General features: G+C 59.8%; 26 protein-coding genes. 14 read left to right on the top strand and 12 right to left on the bottom strand.

Going from position 1 to position 23,953, the window contains the following annotated elements:
- The first annotated feature begins 33 nt into the window (after window positions 1-33).
- Window positions 34-1,059 (top strand): AraC family transcriptional regulator, encoded by a 1,026-nt coding sequence (locus tag AC25BC_RS29015; RefSeq protein ID WP_206642367.1) that lies wholly within the window; start codon window positions 34-36, stop codon window positions 1,057-1,059.
- A 29-nt stretch (window positions 1,060-1,088) separates the two neighbouring features.
- Here AC25BC_RS29015 and AC25BC_RS29010 read toward each other — a convergent pair whose 3' ends face one another.
- The gene (locus tag AC25BC_RS29010) at window positions 1,089-2,150 is read right to left on the bottom strand and encodes a class I SAM-dependent methyltransferase (RefSeq protein WP_128438587.1); all 1,062 of its coding nucleotides are present in this window, start codon (window positions 2,148-2,150) and stop codon (window positions 1,089-1,091) included.
- Between the two features lie 424 nt (window positions 2,151-2,574).
- Between AC25BC_RS29010 and AC25BC_RS29005 the strand changes: the two genes are divergently transcribed.
- The 6 genes from AC25BC_RS29005 (at window position 2,575) to AC25BC_RS28980 (ending at window position 7,125) form a co-directional block, all read left to right on the top strand.
- Window positions 2,575-2,931 (top strand): hypothetical protein, encoded by a 357-nt coding sequence (locus AC25BC_RS29005; protein ID WP_003554142.1) that lies wholly within the window; start codon window positions 2,575-2,577, stop codon window positions 2,929-2,931.
- 427 nt (window positions 2,932-3,358) lie between these two features.
- Window positions 3,359-3,679 carry a helix-turn-helix domain-containing protein gene (locus AC25BC_RS29000; RefSeq protein WP_003554144.1) on the top strand — a complete coding sequence of 107 codons (321 nt, stop codon included), beginning with the start codon at window positions 3,359-3,361 and terminating at the stop codon, window positions 3,677-3,679.
- A gap of 3 nt (window positions 3,680-3,682) precedes the next feature.
- Window positions 3,683-3,943: a hypothetical protein gene (locus AC25BC_RS28995; protein ID WP_003554145.1), complete on the top strand. Its 261-nt coding sequence runs from the start codon at window positions 3,683-3,685 to the stop codon at window positions 3,941-3,943.
- A 10-nt stretch (window positions 3,944-3,953) separates the two neighbouring features.
- A complete protein-coding gene (locus AC25BC_RS28990) occupies window positions 3,954-4,193 on the top strand; it encodes a hypothetical protein (protein ID WP_003554151.1) in 240 nt (79 codons plus the stop codon).
- A gap of 33 nt (window positions 4,194-4,226) precedes the next feature.
- The gene (locus AC25BC_RS28985; protein WP_017996572.1) at window positions 4,227-4,460 is read left to right on the top strand and encodes a hypothetical protein; all 234 of its coding nucleotides are present in this window, start codon (window positions 4,227-4,229) and stop codon (window positions 4,458-4,460) included.
- Window positions 4,461-4,563: 103 nt separating this feature from the next.
- Entirely contained in the window at window positions 4,564-7,125 is a 2,562-nt protein-coding gene (locus AC25BC_RS28980) for a GcvT family protein (RefSeq protein WP_003554153.1), read from the top strand.
- 370 nt (window positions 7,126-7,495) lie between these two features.
- Here the strand turns inward: AC25BC_RS28980 and AC25BC_RS28975 are convergent, their stop codons facing one another.
- Window positions 7,496-7,822 carry a sunset domain-containing protein gene (locus AC25BC_RS28975; RefSeq protein ID WP_003554156.1) on the bottom strand — a complete coding sequence of 109 codons (327 nt, stop codon included), beginning with the start codon at window positions 7,820-7,822 and terminating at the stop codon, window positions 7,496-7,498.
- 361 nt (window positions 7,823-8,183) lie between these two features.
- Here AC25BC_RS28975 and AC25BC_RS28970 point away from each other — a divergent pair, with 361 nt between their 5' ends.
- The 3 genes from AC25BC_RS28970 (at window position 8,184) to AC25BC_RS28960 (ending at window position 10,936) form a co-directional block, all read left to right on the top strand.
- Window positions 8,184-9,704: a mechanosensitive ion channel family protein gene (locus tag AC25BC_RS28970; protein ID WP_003554158.1), complete on the top strand. Its 1,521-nt coding sequence runs from the start codon at window positions 8,184-8,186 to the stop codon at window positions 9,702-9,704.
- 351 nt (window positions 9,705-10,055) lie between these two features.
- The gene (locus tag AC25BC_RS28965) at window positions 10,056-10,433 is read left to right on the top strand and encodes a helix-turn-helix domain-containing protein (RefSeq protein WP_003554160.1); all 378 of its coding nucleotides are present in this window, start codon (window positions 10,056-10,058) and stop codon (window positions 10,431-10,433) included.
- A gap of 290 nt (window positions 10,434-10,723) precedes the next feature.
- Window positions 10,724-10,936, top strand: a complete 213-nt coding sequence (locus AC25BC_RS28960; RefSeq protein ID WP_003554164.1) for a hypothetical protein — start codon at window positions 10,724-10,726, stop codon at window positions 10,934-10,936.
- A 102-nt stretch (window positions 10,937-11,038) separates the two neighbouring features.
- On the opposite strand, the gene AC25BC_RS28955 is transcribed toward AC25BC_RS28960, so the two are convergent.
- From AC25BC_RS28955 to AC25BC_RS28945, 3 genes are read right to left on the bottom strand one after another with little or no spacing between them, the layout of a single operon-like run.
- Window positions 11,039-11,263: a hypothetical protein gene (locus tag AC25BC_RS28955; RefSeq protein WP_003554166.1), complete on the bottom strand. Its 225-nt coding sequence runs from the start codon at window positions 11,261-11,263 to the stop codon at window positions 11,039-11,041.
- Window positions 11,260-12,012 carry a COG4280 domain-containing protein gene (locus tag AC25BC_RS28950; protein WP_003554168.1) on the bottom strand — a complete coding sequence of 251 codons (753 nt, stop codon included), beginning with the start codon at window positions 12,010-12,012 and terminating at the stop codon, window positions 11,260-11,262. Before AC25BC_RS28950 ends, AC25BC_RS28955 begins: the two co-directional genes overlap by 4 nt.
- Before the next feature lie 57 nt (window positions 12,013-12,069).
- A complete protein-coding gene (locus AC25BC_RS28945; protein WP_041935827.1) occupies window positions 12,070-12,798 on the bottom strand; it encodes a phosphatase PAP2 family protein in 729 nt (242 codons plus the stop codon).
- A 572-nt stretch (window positions 12,799-13,370) separates the two neighbouring features.
- On the opposite strand from AC25BC_RS28945, the gene AC25BC_RS28940 reads away from it, so the two are divergent.
- Window positions 13,371-14,096 (top strand): Crp/Fnr family transcriptional regulator, encoded by a 726-nt coding sequence (locus AC25BC_RS28940; RefSeq protein WP_128438586.1) that lies wholly within the window; start codon window positions 13,371-13,373, stop codon window positions 14,094-14,096.
- 1 nt (window position 14,097) lies between these two features.
- On the opposite strand, the gene AC25BC_RS28935 is transcribed toward AC25BC_RS28940, so the two are convergent.
- A complete protein-coding gene (locus AC25BC_RS28935; protein WP_003554701.1) occupies window positions 14,098-14,337 on the bottom strand; it encodes a DUF6894 family protein in 240 nt (79 codons plus the stop codon).
- A 220-nt stretch (window positions 14,338-14,557) separates the two neighbouring features.
- On the opposite strand from AC25BC_RS28935, the gene AC25BC_RS28930 reads away from it, so the two are divergent.
- Together AC25BC_RS28930 and AC25BC_RS28925 are read left to right on the top strand one after the other, a co-directional pair.
- Entirely contained in the window at window positions 14,558-14,806 is a 249-nt protein-coding gene (locus AC25BC_RS28930) for a hypothetical protein (RefSeq protein WP_003554176.1), read from the top strand.
- A 65-nt stretch (window positions 14,807-14,871) separates the two neighbouring features.
- Complete coding sequence (locus AC25BC_RS28925) at window positions 14,872-15,126, top strand: hypothetical protein (protein ID WP_003554178.1); 255 nt, start codon at window positions 14,872-14,874, stop codon at window positions 15,124-15,126.
- Window positions 15,127-15,300: 174 nt separating this feature from the next.
- On the opposite strand, the gene AC25BC_RS28920 is transcribed toward AC25BC_RS28925, so the two are convergent.
- The 6 genes from AC25BC_RS28920 to AC25BC_RS28895 form a co-directional block, all read right to left on the bottom strand.
- Window positions 15,301-16,206, bottom strand: a complete 906-nt coding sequence (locus tag AC25BC_RS28920) for a formylglycine-generating enzyme family protein (protein WP_128438585.1) — start codon at window positions 16,204-16,206, stop codon at window positions 15,301-15,303.
- A gap of 166 nt (window positions 16,207-16,372) precedes the next feature.
- Window positions 16,373-16,897: a hypothetical protein gene (locus tag AC25BC_RS28915; protein ID WP_128438584.1), complete on the bottom strand. Its 525-nt coding sequence runs from the start codon at window positions 16,895-16,897 to the stop codon at window positions 16,373-16,375.
- Window positions 16,898-16,953: 56 nt separating this feature from the next.
- Window positions 16,954-18,591 (bottom strand): arylsulfatase, encoded by a 1,638-nt coding sequence (locus tag AC25BC_RS28910; protein WP_003554185.1) that lies wholly within the window; start codon window positions 18,589-18,591, stop codon window positions 16,954-16,956.
- Between the two features lie 363 nt (window positions 18,592-18,954).
- Entirely contained in the window at window positions 18,955-19,326 is a 372-nt protein-coding gene (locus AC25BC_RS28905; RefSeq protein WP_003554188.1) for a response regulator transcription factor, read from the bottom strand.
- Between the two features lie 101 nt (window positions 19,327-19,427).
- Window positions 19,428-20,060, bottom strand: a complete 633-nt coding sequence (locus AC25BC_RS28900; RefSeq protein ID WP_003554191.1) for a response regulator transcription factor — start codon at window positions 20,058-20,060, stop codon at window positions 19,428-19,430.
- Window positions 20,057-21,952 carry a sensor histidine kinase gene (locus tag AC25BC_RS28895; protein ID WP_128438583.1) on the bottom strand — a complete coding sequence of 632 codons (1,896 nt, stop codon included), beginning with the start codon at window positions 21,950-21,952 and terminating at the stop codon, window positions 20,057-20,059. Before AC25BC_RS28895 ends, AC25BC_RS28900 begins: the two co-directional genes overlap by 4 nt.
- 295 nt (window positions 21,953-22,247) lie before the next feature.
- Between AC25BC_RS28895 and AC25BC_RS28890 the strand changes: the two genes are divergently transcribed.
- Window positions 22,248-23,918, top strand: a complete 1,671-nt coding sequence (locus tag AC25BC_RS28890) for an arylsulfatase (RefSeq protein ID WP_003554194.1) — start codon at window positions 22,248-22,250, stop codon at window positions 23,916-23,918.
- The last annotated feature ends 35 nt before the right edge of the window (window positions 23,919-23,953 follow it).

The following is a 23,953-nucleotide window of genomic DNA, read 5'->3' as shown; positions in this document are numbered from 1 at the left end:
TAAGGAAAAGAAGGTTATGGAGGATCAGGCCGCATGCTGACGCATGTGGCTGAAAACACCGTAAAATCTGCCTTTTTCCTCCCGGCCGCTCTATCGGCCGTGGTCTCTTCCTCTTGTCGGCCGGGATTATGCCCGAAATCGACAGGGCGACCAGAGAAGGATTATGCTTTCAGGGGTAATTTTGTGCTGCAGGATTTGATCGCCAACGGACAGTCGATGAGGACGGTTTCGCTACCCCGGGGCCGCCAGCGATTGCACGCCATGCCGACCAGCGCCGGCTATGAAGTGCGCGAGAACGAGAGCTACGACTGGGACGGCCGCCGGCGCGGCCAAACCCCCTTCACCGTGCTGCAGCACACGATCAGCGGCAGCGGCCAGCTGCGCTACCAGCACCGCAATTATCGCCTTCAAGGCGGCGACACGCTGCTCGTTCTCGTGCCGCACAATCATCGCTACTGGCTGGAGAAGGGCGACCGATGGGAATATTTCTGGATCTCGATGAATGGCGAGGAAACGCTGCGCATCCACCAGATGGTACTGTCGACCGCCGGGCCGGTGCTGAAGCTCCAGCCCTCGACCATCGATCATCTCGCCGATTGCAGCCTGCGCCTCGTCAAGGGCGCAACGTCGCCGGGTGCCGCCTCGGCGATTGCCTATGAAGCGGCGATGGCGCTTTACGACGACGTCTTCGGTTCGCCGGCCTTCGCCGCCGAGCTCAGCCTGATGCAGCCGGTGATCGACCATATCAACACCAATCTCGAAAAGTCGCTGCCGGTCAGCGAGCTTGCCGGCATCGTCGGCCTCAGCCGCGCGCATTTCTCGCGCAGCTTTGCCGAGAGCGAGGGTATGCCGCCGGCCGAATTCGTGCTGCAGCAACGCCTGCAGCGCGCCGTCAAGCTTCTGACCAAGGCCGACTTTCTGCCGGTCAAGGAAGTCGCCATCATGTGCGGCTTCGAGGACCCCAACTATTTTTCCAAGGTCTTCCGCCGTGTCTACGGCACAAACCCGACCGAATTCCGCACGACCGGCATGTATGCCAGCATCGGAAAACTGAGATAGCTGCTCGTCCCGATCGGCGGGACCTGGCTTCAGGCCCGGACTTCGAACACCATGTTGAACGGCGTTTCCGTGGCGCGACGGAAATGCGTGAACCCGGCGTCGAGCGCGACCTTTCGAAGCTTCATTTCTCCCGCCTGGGCGCCGAGCCCGAGCCCAACCTCCTGGGAGAGCGATGCCGGCGTGCAGATCATCGTCGACGCGCCGTAATAGACGCGGCCGACCGGATTGAGATTGTCCTTAAGATGGTCATGGGCAAAGGGCTCGACGATGAGCCACGTGCCGTTCGGCCCAAGCGTGTCCTTGACATGCCGGCCGGCGCCGACCGGATCGCCCATGTCGTGAAGGCAATCGAACATGGCGACCATGTCGTAGCCGCGCCCCGGAAATTCCGCCGCCGAGCCCTGCTCGAAGCTCACACGGTCGGAAACACCCGCTTCCTTGGCGGCGGCGTTTGCCCTTTCGATCGACGGGCCGTGATAGTCGAAGCCGGTGAAGCGGGAGGCGGGATAGGCCTGCGCCATCAGGATGGTCGATGCCCCATGACCGCAGCCGACATCGGCGACACTGGCGCCGGCCTTGAGCTTTTCTTCGACCCCGCCAAGGGCCGGAATCCATTCATTGACGAGATGGCTGTTATAGCCCGGACGAAAGAACCGCTCGGTTCCCCGAAACAGGCAGGTGCTGTGCTCATGCCAGCCGAGACCCTTCCCCGTGCGGAAGGCTTCGGCGACCTTGGGCTCGTCCATCCACATGGATTGCACGACCTCGAAGGCGCCGACGAAGAAGGCCGGGCTGTTTTCCTCGCCAAAGACCATCGCCTGCTCCGGCGTCAGGCTGAAACGAGCGGTCTTTTCATCGTAAGCGACATAGTCGGCCGCCGCCTGGGCGCTCAGCCATTCCCTGAGATAGCGCTCCTTGATCCCCGTCTTCTTGGCAAGATCCTGGACGCTCATCGGCGTTCCGTCGGCCATCGCCTTGTAGATTCCGACCTGGTCGCCAAGCACGACCAAGGCCCCTGACATGGCGGCGCCGACGTCCCCAACAAGACGACCGACAAGCGCATCGAGTTTTTGCATATCTGGCTCACGCATTGTTACCTCCCGGGTGCGTGATAAAGGTAAGCTAAATTAGGCTTTAATAATATTCAGTCAATCAACCTTGTCGTTCGATGGACGGGCGTGGAGTACTGAAGGTCGAAAGAATGGCATAGGGGTGCACTTGCGGGCTTCGAAGTCTCCACTCCTACTCACCCCGAGGGTTGCCATGAAGGACGGCAGGGATGCCTTTTGCCACGTGGCGGAAGTTTGATTTCACTTCCACGCAGCCGAGGAGTACCGTGATTGCGCCGATGTTCGATCCACCTCCCCAGTGCCTCTACGCATCACGGCGATGGCCTTCAGGCGCAGGCTGGTAGCAAAAACAGCTAATCGAGCTGTCGAGAAAAGATCTCGCTTTTGGGAATCAGTGCGCAACCTCCCGGCGTTTTTCGAGGGGCTGCCTCCAAGGAGGCATGCAATGACGCTCGCCACATCAACAGTATTCCTGATCGCACTTGGGGCGATCTCCATCTGCACTATCGTTCGAACCGACGCCCATGAAGCGAAGAGCGGCTGGACCTATCCTCCGGCGTGCTGCAAAGCTCAGGGTTTGGTTGGAGATTGTGAGGCCATTCCCGCTCAGGACATCCGTCGAGGGCCCCGCGGGTTTTCCGTCCTCCTGCATGCCGGCGACCACCACCTCGTGACGAAACCACACCTGTTCTTCATTCCGTATGGGGACGAAATTCCCTCCGGCGATGGCCGATATCATATCTGCCTTCATCCGACGGAAAACGACGTGAACTGTTTCTTCTCGCCGCCTGACAGTAGCTAACCACCCTTGCAAGCCAGGGCCGCCGCTAGCTTGCGTGATTCCCGCCTACGAGATGGAAAAGGTAGGCACCTGGAGGCCCGACAAGACGGACTGCTCGCTGCTCTCGCTTGATGACCGGACACGGTCGCGCCACGGGCAATGTGGTAGCGGCCGTTCGTTGACGACGGGCACCATGGGAACATGTTCTATCGAGATCACCATGTAAGAGATGCCGATTTCGCCAGTGCATGCGGCCCGGGCACGTTCTTCTTGATGACGTAATGTGGGCACGTTGTATGGTAAGCCCGGAACGCAGGTCTAAAATCTAATAAAGAAAATAAAACCCGGTCCACGCTGGCGCCGGGCGCTCACCTCGCTTGTATCGAGATTGCGTTTTTAATATAATCTGCCCGAGGCAGAATCACACTTTTGATGCAAGGTTATCGTTTTGTGCCTATCATCCGCTCAATGTCGCGCTGCTCGCGCCCTTTTGGCATGGTCTCAGGACGATCTCTCGTCGGCCTCGAAGGTCGCCAAGGCGACGATCGCTAATTTCGAGGCGGCAAAGCGCTCTCCCTACGAACGAACGCTTCAGGATATGAAGCACGCCCTGGAAGGCGCGGGTGTAATTTTCATCCCCGAAAATGGCGGGGGTGCGGGCGTTCGCCTGGCAAAACGCGCTGATGCCTCGATCGACACGAATGAGACCGAGACGGTTCAATATGAAGAATATCTCGAAAACGACGCACCGCCCGGTGCGGGTGGCTGAATGATGGCAAAAAAAGAAAAGCTCGAACACTCCGAACTGGCGGGAGAATTCACCGACGACGGGATCACCGTGCTCGTCGATATCTTCCGCACATCGGGCAGCAATGAAGACTGGACGATGGAAGTGGTCACGCAAGGGGAAGATCTGATCCGCTGGGACGAGCCATTTCCGACCGACAGGGATGCCTTCGACGAATTCCTGGCCGTCGTCGCCCGCGACGGCATTCGATCGTTTCTCGAGGATGAAGAGCCGTCCGTGCATTGAGGGATATTCCGTGAAGAGCATCAACGATCTGGTCGCATCGGCGAAAACCGTCTGCGATCGATACCGGGCCGGGCGGATGGAGCGCGAGACCGTACGGGAATGGGTTCTCGGACTTGGCGCCTATCCGTCGCCGCATGGAGATCGGGTGCGGGAAGCTGCCGAATGGTTCCGGCTGCACAATCGCGAGCCTGTTTCCGAGGACATCGTGCTGGTCGACATCGACCGGCTTGCAGCTATTTCAGCGCCGTGACCCCGGGGCGTGCGAGCGGATAGGCTGTCTGCAATGGCCAGCCATATCCGATGCTCACCAGTCTTTTTCAGATCGTTCGATGCGGGACGGATCGCCGGGGCGCCGGCGCTGTTTGGCGGTTGCCTCGCCGCCTCGATGCGCACTGGCGCAATTACGCCGTTACTAGGCGGCGTAGGACCACTGACGATCATGAGCCTTATGCATAATACCCTCATCGCAGCTTCCATGCTGAGCGGTCAGGGGGTTCCGCTGCTTCGGCAAATGTGACACCTCTTACGAGGCTGGCATGGCTCCTGCATCTCACGCGCGAAGCGTACGTCAAGCGCGGGTAGGGTATTTTGATTCGTGCGATAAATAGAAGGAACAGCACGTGGCAGCATTTCCGGAAAAGGCAAAGGTCGTCATCATCGGTCTCGGCGGCATCGTCGGCGCCTCCATCGCCCATCATCTCGTCGAGCGGGGATGGGACGATATTGTCGGCATCGATAAGTCGGGCATACCGACCGATATCGGCTCGACAGCCCATGCCTCGGACTTCTGTTACACCACGAGCCACGACTATCTGTCGGTCTGGACGACGCAATATTCGATCGATTTCTACGAGAAGATGGGCCATTACGCCCGCATTGGCGGCCTCGAAGTGGCCCGCACCGGCGACGATGCCTGGATGGAGGAAATCAAGCGCAAGCTATCCTCGGCACGCGCTTTCGGCACCCGCGCTCATTATGTCAGCCCTTCCGAGATCAAGGAGAAGTTCCCGCTGATCGAGGAAGATCAGGTGATGGGCGGCCTTTACGATCCGGATGCCGGCCTCGTCATTCCGCGCTCGCAAACCGTTGCCGGCAAGCTGGTCGATGCCGCCGAAAAGGCCGGCAAGCTTAAGGTGTTCGGCAACACGCCGGCGAAGTCGCTGATCGTCGAAGGCGGTCGCATCAAGGGTGTGGTCACCCATCGCGGCACGATCATGGCCGACCACGTCATCGTCTGTGCCGGCCTCTGGGGGCGCCTGATCGCGGAGATGGTCGGCGAAGACCTGCCGGTCATGCCGGTCGACCACCCGCTCACCTTTTTCGGTCCGTATAACGAATTCGAAGGCACCGGTAAGGAAATCGGCTTCCCGCTGCTGCGCGATCAGGGCAACTCCGCCTATATGCGCGATACCGGCGACCCGGCGACGACGGAGGGCGGCCAGATCGAGTGGGGCTATTACGAAGCCACCAATCCGCGCATGTGCCACCCGCGCGACATTCTCGAAAAACACGAGGCGCGCCTGTCGCCTTCGCAGCGCGACCTCGAGATGGAACAGATCATCGAGCCGCTCGAGCGCGCCATGGAACTGACGCCGATCCTCGGCGAGCTCGGCTATAACGAAGGTCACTCCTTCAACGGCCTGCTGCAAGTATCGGCAGGCGGCGGCGCATCCTGCGGCGAGAGCCAGAAGGTGCGCGGTCTCTGGTACTGCGTTGCCATCTGGGTCAAGGACGGCCCGGGCTACGGCAAGCTGATCGCCGACTGGATGACCGATGGCCGGACTGAAATCGATCACAACAGCATCGACTATGCCCGCTTCTATCCGCATCAGCTGACGGAAGAGTTCATCGAGGGCCGCTGCTACGAAGCCGCCCAGAAGATCTATTTCCCGGCTGTTCACACCCGCGAACCCTATGCATCCGGCCGCAACGCCAAGCGCTCGCCCTTCTACGAGCGCGAAAAGGAGCTCGGCGGCTACTTCATGGAACTCGGCGGCTGGGAGCGTGCGCACGGCTACGCCGCCAACGAGCACCTTCTGGAGAAATACGCCGACCGCGTCCCGGTCCGCGAGAACGAATGGGACAGTCGCCATTTCTGGCGCGTGTCGAATGCCGAGCACCTGGCGATGAGCGAGGATTGCGGCATCGTCAATCTCAGCCACTTCCACATGGTCGATATCGAGGGACCTGACCATGTCGAACTGATGGAATGGCTGTGCGCCGCCAAGATCGGCGGCGATGCAAACATCGGCAAGGGCATTTACACCCACTTTCTCGACGACGAAGGCATGGTGCGCGCTGACTTCACCGTCTTCCGCATGGCCGACCGGTGCCGCCTCGTCAACGGCGCCGATGCCGGCCCGCGCGACCTTCACTACATGAAGCGGGTCGCCGAAGACCGCGGCCTCGACGTGATCATCACCGACGTCTCGGAAAAATTCGTGACGATCGGCATCTGGGGTCCGAACGCGCGCGACACGCTGAAGAAGACTGTCGCCGATCCGGCCGGGCTCGATCAGGAAAACTTCGCCTTCGCGGCGATCAAGCCGATCGAAATCGCCGGCAAGCCCGTCACCGCCTTCCGCATCTCCTATGTCGGCGAGCAGGGCTGGGAACTGCACATGAAGTACGAAGACGGCCTCGCCGTCTGGGACGCGCTGCGCGCGACCGGCGTGATGGCCTTCGGCGTAGAGACCTATGCGAACTCGCGCCGCATGGAAAAGAGCCTGCGCCTGCAGAACGGCGACCTCCTGACCCAGTACAACCTGATCGAAGCCGATCTCGCCCGTCCGAAAGTCAAAGAAGCCGATTTCCGCGGCAAGGCAAAGCACCTGGAATACAAGGCGCGCGAACACCAGCCGGCCATGCTCTGCACGCTTGTGATGACCGAGAATACCGACAAGTCGGGCGTGAAGCGTTATCCCGTCGGCAACATGCCGGTTGTCGATCCCGCCACGGGCGAGGTCCTGGTCGACGAGCTTGGCCGTCGGTCCTACACGACCTCGGTCGCCTACGGCCCGACGGTCGGAAAGAACATTGCGCTAGCCTATCTGCCCTGGTCGCATTGCCAGGTCGGACGCAGGCTAAATGTCGAGTATTTCGCCGAGACTTATCCGGTCGAGGTCGTCGGCGTCGGATACAAGCCGATCTATGACCCAGAAAATCTGAAGCCGCGCACTTAGCAGGCAAGCGCTTGTGGCGCCCCAAGCAATGGGGCGCCATCATCCGATTGCCTTATGCCTTCGGCGTCTAGAGAAGCTTTACCGCCATGTCCGCGGGCAAGCCTCCAGTTCCTGCCGAGTGCCTCGTCGAAATCGACTGGCGAGGCAGTTCGCTTGCCTTGCCCTCGGCCCACATCCCACGCAGCTCGATGTCTCCACTGCGCTTCTACCATTTGGCGGACCAGTCGCGCATCGCTTCGCGGATGACTTGGCTGGCACCGCCTGCGACCGCGTCGCGCAGCAGGTTGGCATGTTGGAGCTACGCTTGTCGGAAGAATTATTGCCCGCCTGACACTCTGCGAAGAATATTTCGACGCAATTTCGCCGACGCTTATCTTCTTGCGCGACGCCAGCCTGCAGCGCGGGCTTCAGCCTCCGAGCAAAACCACCTCTCCCCATACCGAGGGGAAATGTTGGTTTTCTCGTAGTACTCTTGGCCTGGCAGATGGTAGATGCGCTCGTGGCTGCCGATGCTCACATTGCCTTTGATCGTACAGCCGACGCCATGGTTGGCGAATGAAGCACCCGCTGCTTCGACGCCAAGGTATCCGGCGACCCCTGCTCCGATAATCGCGAGATAGAATGCCTCCATCGTGAACCGTGGGCGGGCCCGTTTCTTGGTTGTATATCTGGGCGAAAATGAGCGGTGGGTCGGCATAGGCCATCAAGTGCGAATCCTGCGCACCATCGCAAGCCCTGGTTGAATAGCTGGTTAATCCCTCTCCGCGCAGATCGTTAAAAATGCACCGGTATGGATTGCTTCAAGCAGCCAGTCGAGAGGCAGGCGGTGCCGCTCCCGGCTTCAGCTCGTTAATGGATACACGCATCATCACAGATGTTACATCTTACGAAATCGGTCCCGACGTCACAGGGATGTCACCCAACCGCCGCGTACCCGGCGTTTCGTCAATAAGCGAATCTGATAGATCATGACGCGTGTAGAATTCGATAGTGAGGCATGATGTCGTCCGAAATTCGCTCACCCTTTTCGGCATCATGCTCTGGCAAGTGGACAATCGATGCTTGAAACTCTCACATGGTCCGGAGTGCTTGCCGATCCTGTCGTCCAGGCCGGGACGCTGGCCGTGGTCGGCGCGATCGTCACGCGCATAGCGCTTCGGCCCTTCCCGAGCTGGAGGCTCGCCGGCCAGGTGTTCTTCTTCGCGGCGCTGACCGTCCTGCTGCTCTATCATGACATCGTGCCCTATCAGGTCGGGCCGACAACGGCATCGACCTTCGAACGCGTCTTCATCGCCCTTGCCAAGGTTGTCTGGTGGATCAACGCGGCCTGGGCGTTGATCGCCTTCGTCCGCGTCTTCCTGATCTTCGAGCGCCAACCGCGCGAAGGCCGCCTCGTTCAGGATCTGGTCATCGGCCTGATCTATCTCGGCGCGATCCTCTCGGTGGTCGCCTATGTCTTCAGCTTTCCCGTCGGCACGCTGATCGCCACGTCTGGCGTCCTTGCCGTCATTCTCGGTCTGGCGATGCAGAGCACCCTGAGCGACGTCTTTTCCGGCATAGCGCTCAATCTCGGCCGGCCCTACGCGATCGGCGACTGGATCGTGCTGAATGACGGCGTCGAAGGCCGTGTCGTCGAAACCAACTGGCGCTCCACCCATCTGCTGAACGGCTCGAACGACCTCGTCGTCCTGCCCAACAGTTTTCTGGCCAAGGTCGGGCTGACCAATCTCAGTAGTCCTGACCGCAGTCACGGCGCGACGCTGACGGTCCGCGTCGTGCCGACAATCGGGCCGTCGGCGATCATCGACGTCATGCGCGCCGTGCTCTTGAGCAGCGACTCGATCCTGACTGAGCCGAAACCCGGCGTGCAGATCAAATCACTGACGTCGGACGCAATCGAGGTGGAGCTCTCCTTCCGCGTCCGGGATATCGGCCAGGCGGGGCCGGCGAAAAACGAAATATTCGACCTGATCTACCGCCATGTCAAAGCCGCGGGTCTCACCTTGGCGCGACCGCTCGACGCCGCCGGCCCACCGCCCGAGCAATTGCAGCCCGAGGAGATGGCAAAGCCGCACCGGCCGACGCCGCTCAAGCTTCTCGACGCCATCCCGCTGTTTTCCTCACTGACCGAGGACGAGAAGGAAACGCTCGCAGCCTCGATGACGCGGCGGACCTACAAGAAGGATACCATCCTCATCGAGCAGGGCGATACGGTCGCATCGCTGATGATCGTGCGCAGCGGCGCCCTCGTCGCCACACGGAGGGAAGGCCACAAGGAAATCGAACTCGGCCGGCTGGCGCCGGGCGATTATTTCGGCGAAAGCGGGCTGCTGATTGGCGTCGGCGAGGCCGCCAGCCTGCGGGCGTTGACCTTCGTCGTCGTCTACGAGATTGCCCAGGCAAGCCTGACGCCGCTGCTGCACGACCGGCCCGGCATCGCCGAAGAGCTTGCCGCCACTTTGTCGCGCCGCATCGAAACCGGCCGGCATTCCTTCGCGGCCGACGGCGCCACGCTGAACGGCGGCTCGGTTGGCTCGCTGGTGACGCGCATCCGTCATCTGTTCCAGGTGCCGCAGTAGCGTTCCAGGGCAATGGTCGCGCGAGGCCTTTTACAGCTGGGATCATATCCGCTTCAATGCGAACCCCGAGAATGAGGTACGCTCCGTCCCGGCGAACGAGGAGCTGATGGCTTGCTACGTTTCGCCCAGAGCGGCCCGGCAGGAGGTTGGCAAGGCGCTAGGCGCCTCACTGAGAAAAAGCGGGGACCCCTTCGGTTGGACTCATCTTGAGCGCTCACCCCTTTTAGAAGCCATGGACTATCGGGCTGGTAGTTGACAGGACGTCTATCGCGCAACGCGCTTGTAGAAACAATCAACTCATCATATATGACATTATAAGTAACTTTATCGGCCATATCTGGGATGACTGCCATGGGATCGCCCAAATCGAAACCTGCCCTCCAAAGGCTCGGACACGACGTCCGCGGCGCTCGTTTGCGGCGCAGCATGGCCGTGGTCGATCTGGCGGTGCGGGCGGGCACGTCGCCGAGCACCGTCGCGCGCTTGGAAAAGGGAGATCCTGGTGTCGGGATAGGCACGCTCGCCGATGTTCTCGTTGTGCTTGGCCTCGTCGACCGGTTGGGCGACCTGGTCGACATCCGGAAAGACGATCTGGGTCTGGCGTTGACCGCCGAACGCCAGCCACGTCGCGGACGGTCTTTTGCGACTACGCTGCGCAGGCAGAGGGCCAAGGGTAAGACGGCACAGGAGGATCCGGATGTCGTTGATCCAGACGGCGCTTCATTCTGATGCCTGAGTTCAACGCCCATGTCGTTCTCGGCGAGAGCCTGACACCCGTTGGCCAGTTGCGTATCCGATCCAAGCTCTTGAGGAGGCGCTCCCGCGAGAGAACGACGCGGAAGGCGGACGGCTGAATAGAGGAAAATTGAGGGTCGCCGTGCGACGTTGCTCCGCCGATCGAGGTCCAAAAGGCCTTCTTGAGAGCGCCCGCCAAACTCCGTTCTCACAGTTCGGTGCGGGGTTTGGTCCCGTCACCATTCTGTGGCACACTGACGCCGGCGACAATTGACGGGCTCATCATGACCTCAGAACGTTTCTCCGAGTGCCTGCTGCATATCCGGTGGACGCCAATCAACATTGCCTCGGCACTGCAATGCGAGCTGTCGTGGATTGAATCAATGGAGGCCGGCAACGAAGAAATTCCGAATGTTCTGGCAACGTGGCTCGAAACACTGGCTCAAGCCCACGAAGCGCTTCCGCCTCCAACGACCTATCGCGGTCGAAGAGCATAGGAGTGACCGGCGAGACTGCCTAATGAACCTTAGCTTGCGCACCTCCTCGGCTGGTGACGCGCATCAGCCACCTGTTCAAGGTGCCGCAATAGCGTTCCGAGGCTATTTCCGCTGAAACCTCTTCCGCGCCGCGCGTGCCACGCTCTCGGCGAGGACCATCAGACAGCCGACGAGAAGCAGAGCAGCGCCGAGCAGCGCGTCGACATGCGCGAATTTCACCAGCACGCCGACGGCGGCGATCAATAGCAGCGCCAACAGCGCCAGCGCGCCGTCGTCGATGAACATGCCGAAGAACTCCCTGAAGACGACTTTAAGAATATTCATCATGCGGCGACCTCGGCATGGGTGTTGGAATAGCGGCGCAGCATCCGGACTGCGGCGAAGGAAAAGACGGCGAGCACGGCAAGGATCGCCAGAAGCGAAAGATCGGCGCCCGGCCAGTCGGCGCCAACGCCCTCGCCAATCCAGAATATGCCGAAGGCGCTGAGCAGCAGCCCGACGACGAATTTGAGGCTGTTCTCTGGAACCGCCGAGAGCGGTTTGTGCACGAAGATGCCGATGATCAGCACCAGCAGGCAGGCGGCGGCGGCCCCAAGGCTGGCATAACCCATCATGCCGTGTCCGGCGCCGGTGGCGATGACGATGAACACCACTTCGATCCCCTCGAGCAGAACCGCCTTGAAAGCCGCGATCCCTGCCAGGAAATTGGCACGGCGCTCGGCGGATTGGCGCCGCAGGCTGTCGGTCTCGGCCGCAAAGGCCTTGTCCTCGTCGTGCAGCGCGATGAAGCCCGAGGCCCGCAAGATCGCCTTGCGCAACCAGCGCAGGCCGAAAAGAACGAGCAACGTTCCGATGACGAACTGCATCAGCTCGATCGGAATGAGGCCGAGCAGCGGACCTAGAGCCAGCACGAGAAGAGCGAGAAGGGCGAGTGCAAGACCGGTGCCGATGAAGGCCGGACGCCAGCTCTGCGTGACGCCGACGGCGAGGATGATGGTGAAGGCTTCAACGACCTCGACGAAGGAGCCGAGAAACGCGGCCGTGACCGTCGAGGTGATCGTTGTCAAAGTTGTCATGGTTCTTGTCCGTTATGCCGGCGGAAATCACGTATCAGCCTGAACTGCTGTCTCCTCTTACCGTTTTCCGGCTTCGCCAACATCATCTGGAGCGCGGCTCGGAACGAATCGCTTCGAAATCAGCCAGCAGCCGAGCGCCCAGAGTGCACCGGCGCACCATCCAGCCAAGACGTCCGTGGGATAGTGGACGCCGAGGTAGATCCGGCTCAAACCGATGATGACGGCGAGGAAGACGCCGACGCCCATGACGAAGATCCGCGTCGACCGGTAGCGCTGTGTCCGGGCCAGCAGCGCCCCAAGCGTCAGATAGGTCACCGCCGAGACCATCGCGTGTCCGGAGGGAAAGCTGAGATCGCTCACCTCGACCAGGTGCGGCACGATATCGGGGCGCGGCCGGGCGACGAGGATCTTCAAGAGCGTGCTCGCCAGCCAGCCGGTCAGCACCGAGGAAAAGACGAAGATCGCGATCGGCCAGCGCCGGTCGAGCAGAAGATAGACGGTCACGAGAACCGTCATCAGCGAGAGAACGGTAATGCCGCCGAGGCTGGTTATGTCGCCGATGGCATGCGTCAGCCAGCCGGGTCCGATCGGCACGGCAAGTTCGCCAGGCCGTCGCAACGCCAGCAGGATCGCGTCATCGAAGCGGAACGTCTCGCCCTCAAGAACCTCGCTCGTCAATCGCTGCAGCACGAACAAGCCTCCCGCGATGGATGCCAGCATAATCAGCGTCAGCGGCTCATAGGCCGTTAGCCTCGTCAGAAAACCTCGTCGTTGAACCTCGGTCATGCCGCCGTCGAGCTCCCATTGCATCATGTCGGTCCTCGCGCAAATCGGCAACGCGACCTCGGGATTCAAGGCACCGCTGCATTCGAAACGTCCCTGAAGCACGTTTTTACGCCCGGCGTCGCCGCCGTCCATGATTCATCGACCCTGGCTCGCCCCGCGGCCTAGAAGGCGTCGACGCCTTGGAATGGCGTGAGCGGCACGCTCAACGCGGTGACCGACCTTATCAAGGCCTCATCCTGGTACGCCCATGGACGTGTCCCCGCCTTCGCTACTTATGACGATCCCAGTTTGATGGCTATCGGCGGTCTGAAAGAGGCAAAATGTTTCCATCATTAATCCTTTCGCAATGAGCGCGCATGTCGACGCGAAATGTGCTATGGTCTGTTGGTCGGCACCAAACATCGTTGCCGGCTATCGCCACTGCACATCAACAATGTCAGTGGCTTATGTGCGGTTTTGTCATAAACGCACACTTCCTCGGGACCTCTGGTCAAACCGACGGCCGTCCCGTAGTTTTTCACCACACCCACAGGCGTTTGGCTTGACATCCAAGCTCCCCACGCGGAGCTGCCATGCCCCACTTCGACCAATCGACCGTTGCAAATACCCTGCTGGAAAAGTTGAGCGCGGACCGCTTCGCACGCCTGTCGGAAGGGATGGAGCGCGTCGACCTGCCATTACGGCATGCTCTCGTCGATAACGACGTGCCGACCACGCATGTTTGTTTCCTGGAAAGGGGCCTGGCATCCATGGTTGTCAGCAGCATCGACGAAGAAGTTGTGGAAATTGGCCACATCGGGCGCGAAGGCGCATCCGGCATGCACGTCGTCCTGGCGGTAGAGACCACCCCCACGCGCACGTTCATGCAGGTCGCGGGGTCCGGAATTATGGTGCCGATGGAGACATTTCAGCGCGCGCTCGCCGATGATCCCGAGATGAAGGATTTCTTCCTTCGCTATGTTCACACAACCGTGCTGCAGCTCGCCCATTCGGCGCTCGCCAACGCCCGCTACAATATGCATGAGCGGCTGGCTCGATGGATCCTGATGTGTCACGACCGCCTCGAAGGCAACAACCTGGCAATTACCCATGAATTTCTGGCATTGATGCTTGGTGTCCGGCGTTCGGGCGTCACCAATGAACTACACGTGCTTGAGGGCGTCCAGGCCATCCGGTCGACCCGCGGAAACGTTAGAATTCTGGACAGGGAAAAATTGATCGAAATCGCCGGTGGCTGTTATGGAGTGCCGGAGCGCGAATACGAGAAGTTGCTGGGTCTTCCGCTCGGCGCCAGGTAGATCAGCCCATTGGCTTCACCGCTTCCGCAAAGGGCAACACGAGCAGGATATCGCCTGTTTCGTTTCTGATCTCGACGCTTCTTGACGAAATGTCATATCCAAGCAGCACGGCACTGCTCATCAATGCCCGCGCATCACGCACCGCTTCAACGCGAGCGGCATCCAAATCGGCAAGCTCGGTTCCTTCCCAGTCGTCGAGCGATCCTGCTTCAGACAGAATGTTGAAGTAGAAGCGTGGCATTCGAAATCCTTCAAAGCCCGGAAGGACAAGTCGCCTATCTTGCCGGTCCGCGGCGTTCAGATCAACAGCATTGGGCATGCCTTCGTCATCGGCGCCGATGCCCTTCCGGCCACTGTGCGCAACCGCACTGATGGTTGGCGACGAGGTGCCAATGGATTAAGTTTTCAACGCGAGCTTCAACTCAAGATTAATCTGGAGCGGCGACGCGTAGGAGGATGATATGATCGATCTCAATCTCTCGCTCCAGACGAAAGACGTGAACGTGCTTACGGAGGCGGTTCGAACCTGGTACCGGCATAACCGCGTCACGCCGACGGAACAAGCTACGGAATTGCTCTGTAGCGCGGCTGTCGATCTCTTTAGCCAAGGACATAGGACGCCGGAGGAACTGGTCACGCTGCTGATCATGAAGTTTGACAGCCCTCATTCGCTGAAGATCAACGCGGCGACGTCCACTGCTCATCACTAGCGAATTCGATTTCATCCCTTGGCATGACCGCAGGGCTGCTCCTATCGGATTTTGGAGGCATCGAAATGCTTCAGTCCCTCATTACCTTGTCCGATCAAGACATTGATATCGTCATCACCGCGGTTCGGCGGTGGTGCACGAAGAACCACTGTGAGATCGATAGCAACGAAGGCCGCCGCGCCCTGACCCTTGCCATCGATCTCGTTCAGCACTCCGCTCGAGACACGCTCCTCCAGAACCTAACCGAGCGCCTTGGGCCGCACCCGCCATCGGGGATCGACGCGGAAAGCTCCGGCGCTCACTCGTGGAGGTCAAGCTGAGGGCGGATTTGAAAGGCGAGGATTGAACCTTTCGAGGTTCGGCCGCCATCTCATTTTGGCCTGGCTTCTGTTGCCACTTGAATTTCGCGCGGCCTGCCTCGACGATACCCCGTCCCGCTTCGGCTGAGAGCCTGGATGCGCTACTTGGACATCATCCGGCAGAATGTTTATGAATCATCCGCGGGCAATACATCGGAAGCCCAGATGGCAAGTTGCTGTGTCGACGGGTTGCGCCATGCGCGCGGCGGGCCGGTAGCGGCGGCAATAATTGGGTGCGCAAAGATGTGAACCGCCTTTCATGACCTTGCGTGGAATGCTGATTTGCGGTTGGCGCGGATCATGGCTGTTGGAGAGTTCAGCGCCGACGGGATTCGAGATCGTGCAGCACGGGCTGTCGATCATGCCATGCTCTTGATACCAGTCGGTCGTCCATTCCCAGACATTGCCGGCCATATCGAACAAACCATAGCCGTTGGCCGGAAAACTCCCCACGGGAGATGTCCCCTCGAAACCGTCTTCCCGACTGTTCTGGACGGGAAACTCGCCCTGCCAGGTGTTGGCCATATGCCGGCCGCCGGGTAACATTTCCCCGCCCCAGACATAGTCCGCCGCCTCAAGCCCGCCGCGTGCGGCGAACTCCCATTCCGCTTCGGTCGGCAGTTCCTTGCCGGCCCAGGCCGCATAGGCTTTCGCGTCCTCGAACGCGACGTGGACAACCGGGTGCTCCAATAGCCCCTTGATCGTGCTTGCCGGTCCCCGCGGATGGCGCCAGTTCGCTCCGCGCACATATTTCCACCAGTTGTAGTGGTTCGTGAGATCAACGGGCGACTTCGGCTTGATGAAAACGACCGATGCTGGTGCCAGCATCTCCATGATCGCACCCGGATAATCCGCCGGGTTGGCCGGCCGCTCCGCCGTGGTGACATAGCCGCTCGCCTCGACAAAGGCGGAAAACGCCCAGTTCGTCACCGGGCATGTGTCCATCCAGAAACCGTCGACGCGAACCCTGTGTGCCGGGGCTTCCTCCGCATAGTGGCGATCCGAGCCCATCAGGAAATCGCCGCCGGGGATCCATGACATACCGCCGCTCGGAGGCGCTTTCGCAATCCGTGGTTCCACCATGGCGTCGCCTTGCGTTCGACCTTCACTTATCATTCATTCGCGGAGACCTTCACTCGATCGCCGCCGTGCTGTGTGCCTTCATCAACACGGACGAGAATTCGTCTTCGCCAATCGTTGTTTGCACCTACCGCACCTCGCGATGCTCAAAGAACAGACCCCAAAGCCTTCCTTTGCCGAGCGCCACTCCGAGTTCCCTCGAAGCCAGATAAGGGATCAAGATCAGTAGCATGATCGCGCTCATGGCCAGGAGTTCGGGTAACCTGCCGGCCATACCTGTGATCACAACCGAGAGCGTCCGGCCATGGAGCAACCCAACGACGCACTCTTCGGCGAGCGACATGACGAGGATCAGCGAAAGATAGAGTGCCGCCTTATATGCCACGACACCGACGAGTCTCGAACCGCCGGACCTCTCTCCCAGCCGGATCGTATGACCGAGCAGGATGAACTTTCCGAGAATGAGGGCCTTGAGCGCGGGTATACCGAACACAAGAAATTCCACACCCTGACCACCGAGCACTGCCATCTTGTAGAGGAGGACGGCAGCGAAGCAGACATAGAGATAGGCGCAGAGGAAGGCATACTCCTTTATCTCGTGCCTCGCTCGCTGGAGAATGGTCGTCGCTTGCCTGTTCTCATTCGCGATCATTGATCTTTTCCGATCCGAAAATTAACGGCGCATCCTTGCCTTTCGTCAAAGCGTGATCACTGTCCGCCACCCCGCTGGAGTTTCTCAAGCACATGGTCCATCGAGAAGCTTCCCGGCGCCTGGCGGGGCGGATATTTTACATAGGTTTGAAGATGTTTGGCCACATATGCCTGGGCCGGAACCAGCGCGAAGGCATGTTCTACACGCCATCTTGCATAGTCTCCCGCTGCATGCTGGGCAATTTCGAACGGATCGGCGCGCAGGTCGATTAATTTCGGAAATCTCAGTGTGATCAGAGGATCCTGCCACACGTCCAACCCCTCTGCTCGTTGTTCCATGAACACCAGCTTCCAGCGGTCGTAGCGCAATCCGGCCAGGCTTCCGTCATCAGTCCAGTAAAAATACTCCTTGCGCGCCCCAGGCCCTGTGCCATCAAGCAGTTTGCGTTGATTGTAGCCGTCAAGATGCACGTTGAATGTCTTGCCGGCCGCTTCATAGCCGTTCAGAAGCTTGGCTGCGATGTCCGGCTCGCCGGCTGCCGCAACCAAGGTCGGAAGCCAGTCTTCGTGGGAGACAATCTCGTTGATCTCGGTTCCCGGTTTGACAACGCCCGGCCAGCGCACCATCCCGGGCACGCGGTAGCCCCCCTCCCAATTTGTATTCTTTTCGCCATGGAACGGCGTTGTGCCCCCGTCAGGCCAGGAGAACACCTCTGCACCGTTATCGGTCGTCCAGACAACAATGGTGTTTTCGGCGATTCCAAGATCATCGAGCTGGTCGAGCAGCTGGCCAACCATACCGTCAAATTCGGCCATGCCGTCGGCAACGATCCCCAACCCCGTTTTGCCTTCCGACTCAGCCTTAAGATGCGTGTAGATATGCATCCGGGTCGAGTTGAACCAGCAAAAGAACGGTTTGTCGGCTTTGGCGCTGCGGTCGATGAAGTCCTTGGCAGCGCCTAGGAATTCCTCATCAACGGTTTCCATGCGTTTTCTATTGAGCGGTCCCGTATCCTCAATCGTCTGCTTGCCCACTCTTCCGAAACGCGGATCCTCGGTCGGATCGTCTGTCTCGCTTGCTTTGCATTTCAGCACGCCACGCGGTCCGAATTTTGCGAGAAACTGTGGATCCTTCGGGTAATCGGGGTTCTCCGGTTCTTCTTCGGCATTGAGGTGATAGAGGTTGCCAAAGAATTCATCGAAGCCATGGACCGTTGGCAGAAATTCGTTGCGATCGCCGAGATGGTTCTTGCCGAACTGGCCGGTAACGTACCCTTGTGGCTTGAGCAGTTCGGCGATTGTCGGATCCTTCTCAGACAGACCCTCCTTGGCTCCGGGAAGCCCGACTTTTAGCAGCCCCGTGCGAAAACAGCTTTGGCCTGTGATGAAGGCCGCCCGCCCCGCCGTGCAGGATTGCTGAGCGTAGAGATCGGTGAACATCGCACCTTCGTCGGCGATACGGTCGATATTTGGCGTCTGGTATCCCATCTGCCCGCGATTGTAAGCGCTGGTGTTCCACCAGCCGATGTCATCGCCGAAGATCACAAGGATGTTCGGTTTCTTTGCTCCTGCCTGGGCAAGCGCCGGGATGCTGGCGATCGGACAGAATGCCGTTAAAGCGATTGCCGAACCGCCGGCCAGCAGGATTTGGCGACGGGTGGCGTTGTAACCTTGCCGGTTGCTCTTGCTGCTCATCGTGGCGCTCCCGTTCACGTTATCGGCTGTTTGGCTGCTTCCAAAAATTTAGCGCAAATACGGTCCCGCGCTATTGCACTTAAGGGAGGGTCGGTGTGCTTTGCCCTGAGCAGGGCACTTTAGGCGCCAAGCTGTCAGCCCGCTCAATGGCCGCCTGTAAATTCACGGGCGGCTGCATCATAGATGTCTAAAGATTCAAATTGCAAATTACAAAGATCGGCAATCAACATCGGCAATTTTCTTGATTTTAGCATGTTAACTTATTGATTATAATAGTATTTTATAAATTATAAGGTCGGCAAAGCTGCCGCCGATGCGACGCCGACCGCCGTGCTGGGGAGCGCATGGTCTCCGGCTCTCAGGTCACAATCCCAATGCTTTGTTGATGGCCGCAATCAGCGCGGCTCCGGAAAACTGCTTCTGCAGATAAGCAACGCATCCCACCTTTTCCGCCTCTGCCTTCACGGAGGCGGTTTCCAGTGCCGTGATGAAAATCACTGGAAGGGTCGTCCCGTCGGCCTTCAGCCTGCGTTGCAGATCGATGCCGGACATGCCACCGAGGTCGATATCAAGGACAAGACAGTCTATCGCCGCTTTGGGATCGCGAGCGAGAAAGGCCTCGGCGGATGCAAACTCCATGGCCAGAAAACCGTAGGCGTTGAGCAGCCGCCCCAGGCTGCGCCGCAGGCTTGCGTCATCGTCGACGACAGCGACCGTGCGGCGAAGGTTCTCCACCTCATGCCCCCTCTTTCGAACCTATGAGAGACTAACGGTTGCCGGTCAAATTAGGCCGCTTAGAGGTCGATTGATATTGTCCTAAGGGGAAGGATATCGGATCAACCCGCTGACGATGCCGTATCCTGATCGATGAGACCGATATTCGCGGCGATCGACACGGCCTCGGCCAGCGAACGTACCCCAAGCTTTTCCATGACCTGATGGCGATGCACCTTCACCGTCCGCTCCGAGATGCCGAGCGCATGAGCGATCTGCTTGTTGAGACGGCCGCGAATGAGGAACCGGAACACTTCGGCCTCGCGCGGGCTAAGCCCCGCCACCAGCGACCGCTGGCCCTGGAGACGGTCGTGTTCGGCCCGCTGTCTTTCATATTGGATAAGAGCGCGATCGATCGCCCCCATCAATGTCGCCGCGGTAGAACTTTTCTCCAGAAAATCCTTGGCGCCCGCCTTCATCGCCTCGACGCTTGCCTTGATGTCTCCTTCCCCCGTCAGGAACACGACCGGAAATAGCGGCGCCAGCTCGCACAGCCGGCGTTGGATCTGCAGGCCGGATTGGCCAGGCATCTGGAGGTCGAGAAGAACGCAGCCCGGCTCGCAAGCGGAAAGTCGGGAAAGAAACTGATCTCCGGATTCATAGGCTTCGACCCTAAGGCCGTTTGCGGAAAGCAGCCTTGCGGTCGCCGTCCGGTAGGATTTGTCGTCATCGACGATATGGACAACCGGTTTCATCTCGATTGCTCCTCCCTGTGGGCGAGAGGCAGGGCCACGCGAAAGACCGCGCCTCCCTCGGGGCGGTTGTCGGCACGGATGGTACCGCCATAGGTCTCGAGAATGGCGCGGGCTATGGACAGACCCAGCCCCGTCCCCGCCTGCTTGGTGGTATAGAACGGTTCGAATATGCGGATCAGCCTCTCTTCCGGAATGCCGTCTCCGGTGTCGGAGACCCGCAGCTCCGCCTTCTCGTTCGCCAGTCCCGTCGCGAAGGTAAGAGTTCTCCCGGCCGGAACGGCGTCCAGCATGGCGTCCATCGCGTTGGTCGCCAGATTGAGAATGACCTGCTGCACGTGAACCTTGTCGGCACGCACCGGCAGTTCACCGGGCGGCTGGGTTGAGGTCAGCGTAATTCCGCGCCGTTCCGCCTCGCCGTGAATGATGTGGATTGCGCTCGATGTGACATCGTTCAGATCGAACTCCTGCCAATCGATCTCGCTTCTCTTCTTGAGCAACCCTCTCATCCGGCTGATAATATCGCCTGCGCGTTGATCGTCCTCCTGGATGTCGAGAAGAATCTGCTGGATCAGCCCGTGATCCGGGTTTGCACTCCGCAGCAGCACCGAGGCAGCCTCAGCGTTGTTTCGGATGGCCGATAGCGGCTGGTTCAGTTCGTGAGCGATCGACGAGGATAGTGCGCCGGCCGTCGCGGACTGGTTGAGATGGACAGCTTCAAGCAGGTGAAGCTGCGAGCTGCGCTCGGCGTCGCGGCGGCGCCTCCTCTCGAGCAGAAGCACCGAGATGATGCTGGCCTGCGCCAGCACGAGGCCGCCCCCCGCCACCAACACGATCCAATGTTCCTCCCAGAGACTCCTCTCCTTGTGCATCTGGATCGTGCCCGGCGGCAGATCCTTTTCGGCGAGCCCCCAGCGCTTGAGTTGCCGGGCATCGGCGACATAGGTCTGTGGCGCTTCGAGATCGGATACCGGCTTGCCGGCAATCGCATCGATGACGAGGTCACCGACGGTCCGGCCGAGCGCTTCGAATGTGACGGTATTGCCGCCGACGACGCCATGATCGATGTAGGTCTGATAAGGGCCGTAGACAGGCGCGCTGGCCGTCGACGCGATCTGTCTGATCGCGTCGCGCGGAATGAAGTTGCGCCCTGCCCGATCCTTGAAGACCGTCAATGCCAGGATGATGCTGTCGGGCGGTACGCGGGAAGCACGTTCGACCAATTCGTCGATCGTCAGATCTTCCAGATAGGTCGTCGTATCATAGGATTTGGAGAACTGTTTCAAATCCACGCGGGCCGTCGTCAGCCAGCTCCGGTCGAAGTCGGACGAGCCACCGACGACGTAGAGGTGGCGGGCATCGGGCTGCAGGCCGCGGGCCATCTCAGCCGTCTTCAGAATGTCGAAGGTCGAGAAGGCTCCGATAACGTCATCGGGCAGGTCGATCTTCTCGGCGGTGGCGGTGCCGAAACCGGCGGCGACGATTTTTGCGCCTGGAGCGATCGTGCCGCGGTTCGCGACGAAGAAGCTCGTCGATTCCCGGCCGAGGGCCACGACCACGTCGGGGCGGCGCGCCGCGTATTTCTCGCCCAGATAGCGTGCCATGCGCGCGACGTGGTCAACTTCCGGAAACCGCGAGAGATCCAGGAACTCGGAAAACAGGTCGATCTTGCCGTTTGTCGCCTCCAGCAAACGGCTCCGCAGCGCCTCTCCAGCAGCGGTCGTCGCCGCGATCCTCTCGTCATAGGGATAGAGGACGAGGACGCGGGGAACCCGGTCAATGATGGCGATAGAGGTGTCGGAGGCTGCTGCCTGACGACTGGACACAGTCAGGGCGACGACCGCCAACAAAAAGGCAGCGCAGCATAATCGACCTGACCATTCGCCCAAGCCCATCCGCTTTCCCCCCAAAGCCGGGGGACAATAACAGCTTCCCGCTGCGTCGTCATCTGCGCATCACTACTGTCGATTGCCACACATGAAGATTCCCTAAAGTACAATATCGAGAGAAGGCAGCATTCGCTAGGGTTCAGCACGCCGGGGCAGAGATGCGGCCGGTTTCGCAACCCGCCGGAGACAGTTCCGGCAGGATCTTCGTTTTCAAAGCAGTCTAGTTGAAGCGACGCATGCAATCGCAGGCCTTTGCCGCGAGCGGCTTCGTCATTCAAGAACGTCAACGGAGGGATTTAAAATGAACAGCAGAATCCTTACCCGCTGCATCGGAGCACTGGCTTCATCCACCATTCTTTGGTGTGCGGCCTCGCCCCTGCAAGCGCAGGACTCCCAACGAAAACCCAACATCCTTTTCATCGTTTCGGATGATACCGGCTACGGCGATCTCGGCCCCTATGGCGGAGGTGAAGGTCGCGGGATGCCTACCCCGAACATCGACAAGCTTGCTGAAGACGGCATGACCTTCTTCTCCTTCTACGCCCAGCCGAGTTGCACGCCCGGCCGTGCGGCCATGCAGACGGGGCGAATACCAAACCGCAGCGGCATGACGACTGTCGCCTTTCAAGGTCAGGGCGGTGGCTTGCCCGCGGCCGAATGGACACTTGCATCCGTGCTGAAACGTGGCGGCTATCACACCTATTTCACCGGCAAATGGCATCTCGGCGAAGCGGACTACGCCCTACCGACTGCGCAGGGTTATGATGAGATGCGGTACGCCGGCCTCTACCATTTGAATGCCTATACGTATGCCGATCCCACCTGGTTCCCGGACATGGATCCGAAGCTGCGGGAGATGTTCCAGAAGGTGACTAAGGGGGCTTTGTCCGCCAAGGCAGGAGGACCAGTGACCGAAGAATTCAAGGTCAATGGCCAATACGTCGACACACCCATGATCGACGGTAAGGAGGGCGTTGTCGGCATTCCGTTCTTCGACGGCTACGTCGAGAAAGCGGCACTGGGCTTTCTGGACGAGGCTGCCAAAGCACCGGACGAACCCTTCTTCATCAACGTGAACTTCATGAAGGTCCACCAGCCGAACATGCCGGCCCCGGAGTTCGAGCACAAGTCCATGTCGAAGTCGAAGTATGCGGACTCGATCGTGGAACTCGACACCCGCATTGGCCGAATCATGGACAAATTGCGGGAAACCGGCATGGACCGCAACACGCTGGTTTTCTACACCACCGACAATGGGGCATGGCAGGACGTCTATCCGGACGCCGGATACACCCCGTTCCGCGGAACCAAAGGCACCTTGCGAGAGGGCGGCAACCGTGTTCCTGCGATTGCGGTCTGGCCGGGAAAGATCAAACCCCGCACCAAGAACCACGACATCGTCGGTGGTCTCGATCTGATGGCGACATTCGCCGCCGTCGGCGCGGTTCCGCTACCCGACAAGGATCGCGAAGACAAACCGATCATATTCGATAGCTACGACATGTCGCCGATCTTGCTCGGCACCGGTAAATCGGAACGCAAGTCGTGGTTTTACTTTACTGAAAACGAGCTCTCGCCCGGTGCGATACGCGTCAACAACTACAAGTTCGCCTTTAATATCCGCGGGGATAACGGAGCCTCGACGGGCGGACTGGCGGTCGACACCAACCTCGGCTGGAAGGGTGAGGAGAAGTATGTCGCTACGGTGCCCCAAGTGTTCGATCTGTGGCAGGACCCGCAGGAACGCTACGACATTTTCATGAACAACTTCACCGAGCGGACCTGGATGGGCGTCGTCATGGGCGAAGAATTGAAGAAGATCATGGCCACCTACGTGGAGTACCCACCTCGCAAACCCCAGAGCCTGACCTACAATGGTCCCATCACGCTATCGGACTACAGTCGTTTTCAGTGGATCCGAGAATCGTTGGCGAAGGAAGGCGTGAGCATTCCTATGCCGACCGGAAACTAAGTCTTTGGCAGCCCCGGAGCGATCCGGGGCTGCCG

The organism is Rhizobium sp. WSM409, assembly GCF_057653825.1.
This window is presented reverse-complemented; position numbering and strand designations above follow the sequence as displayed.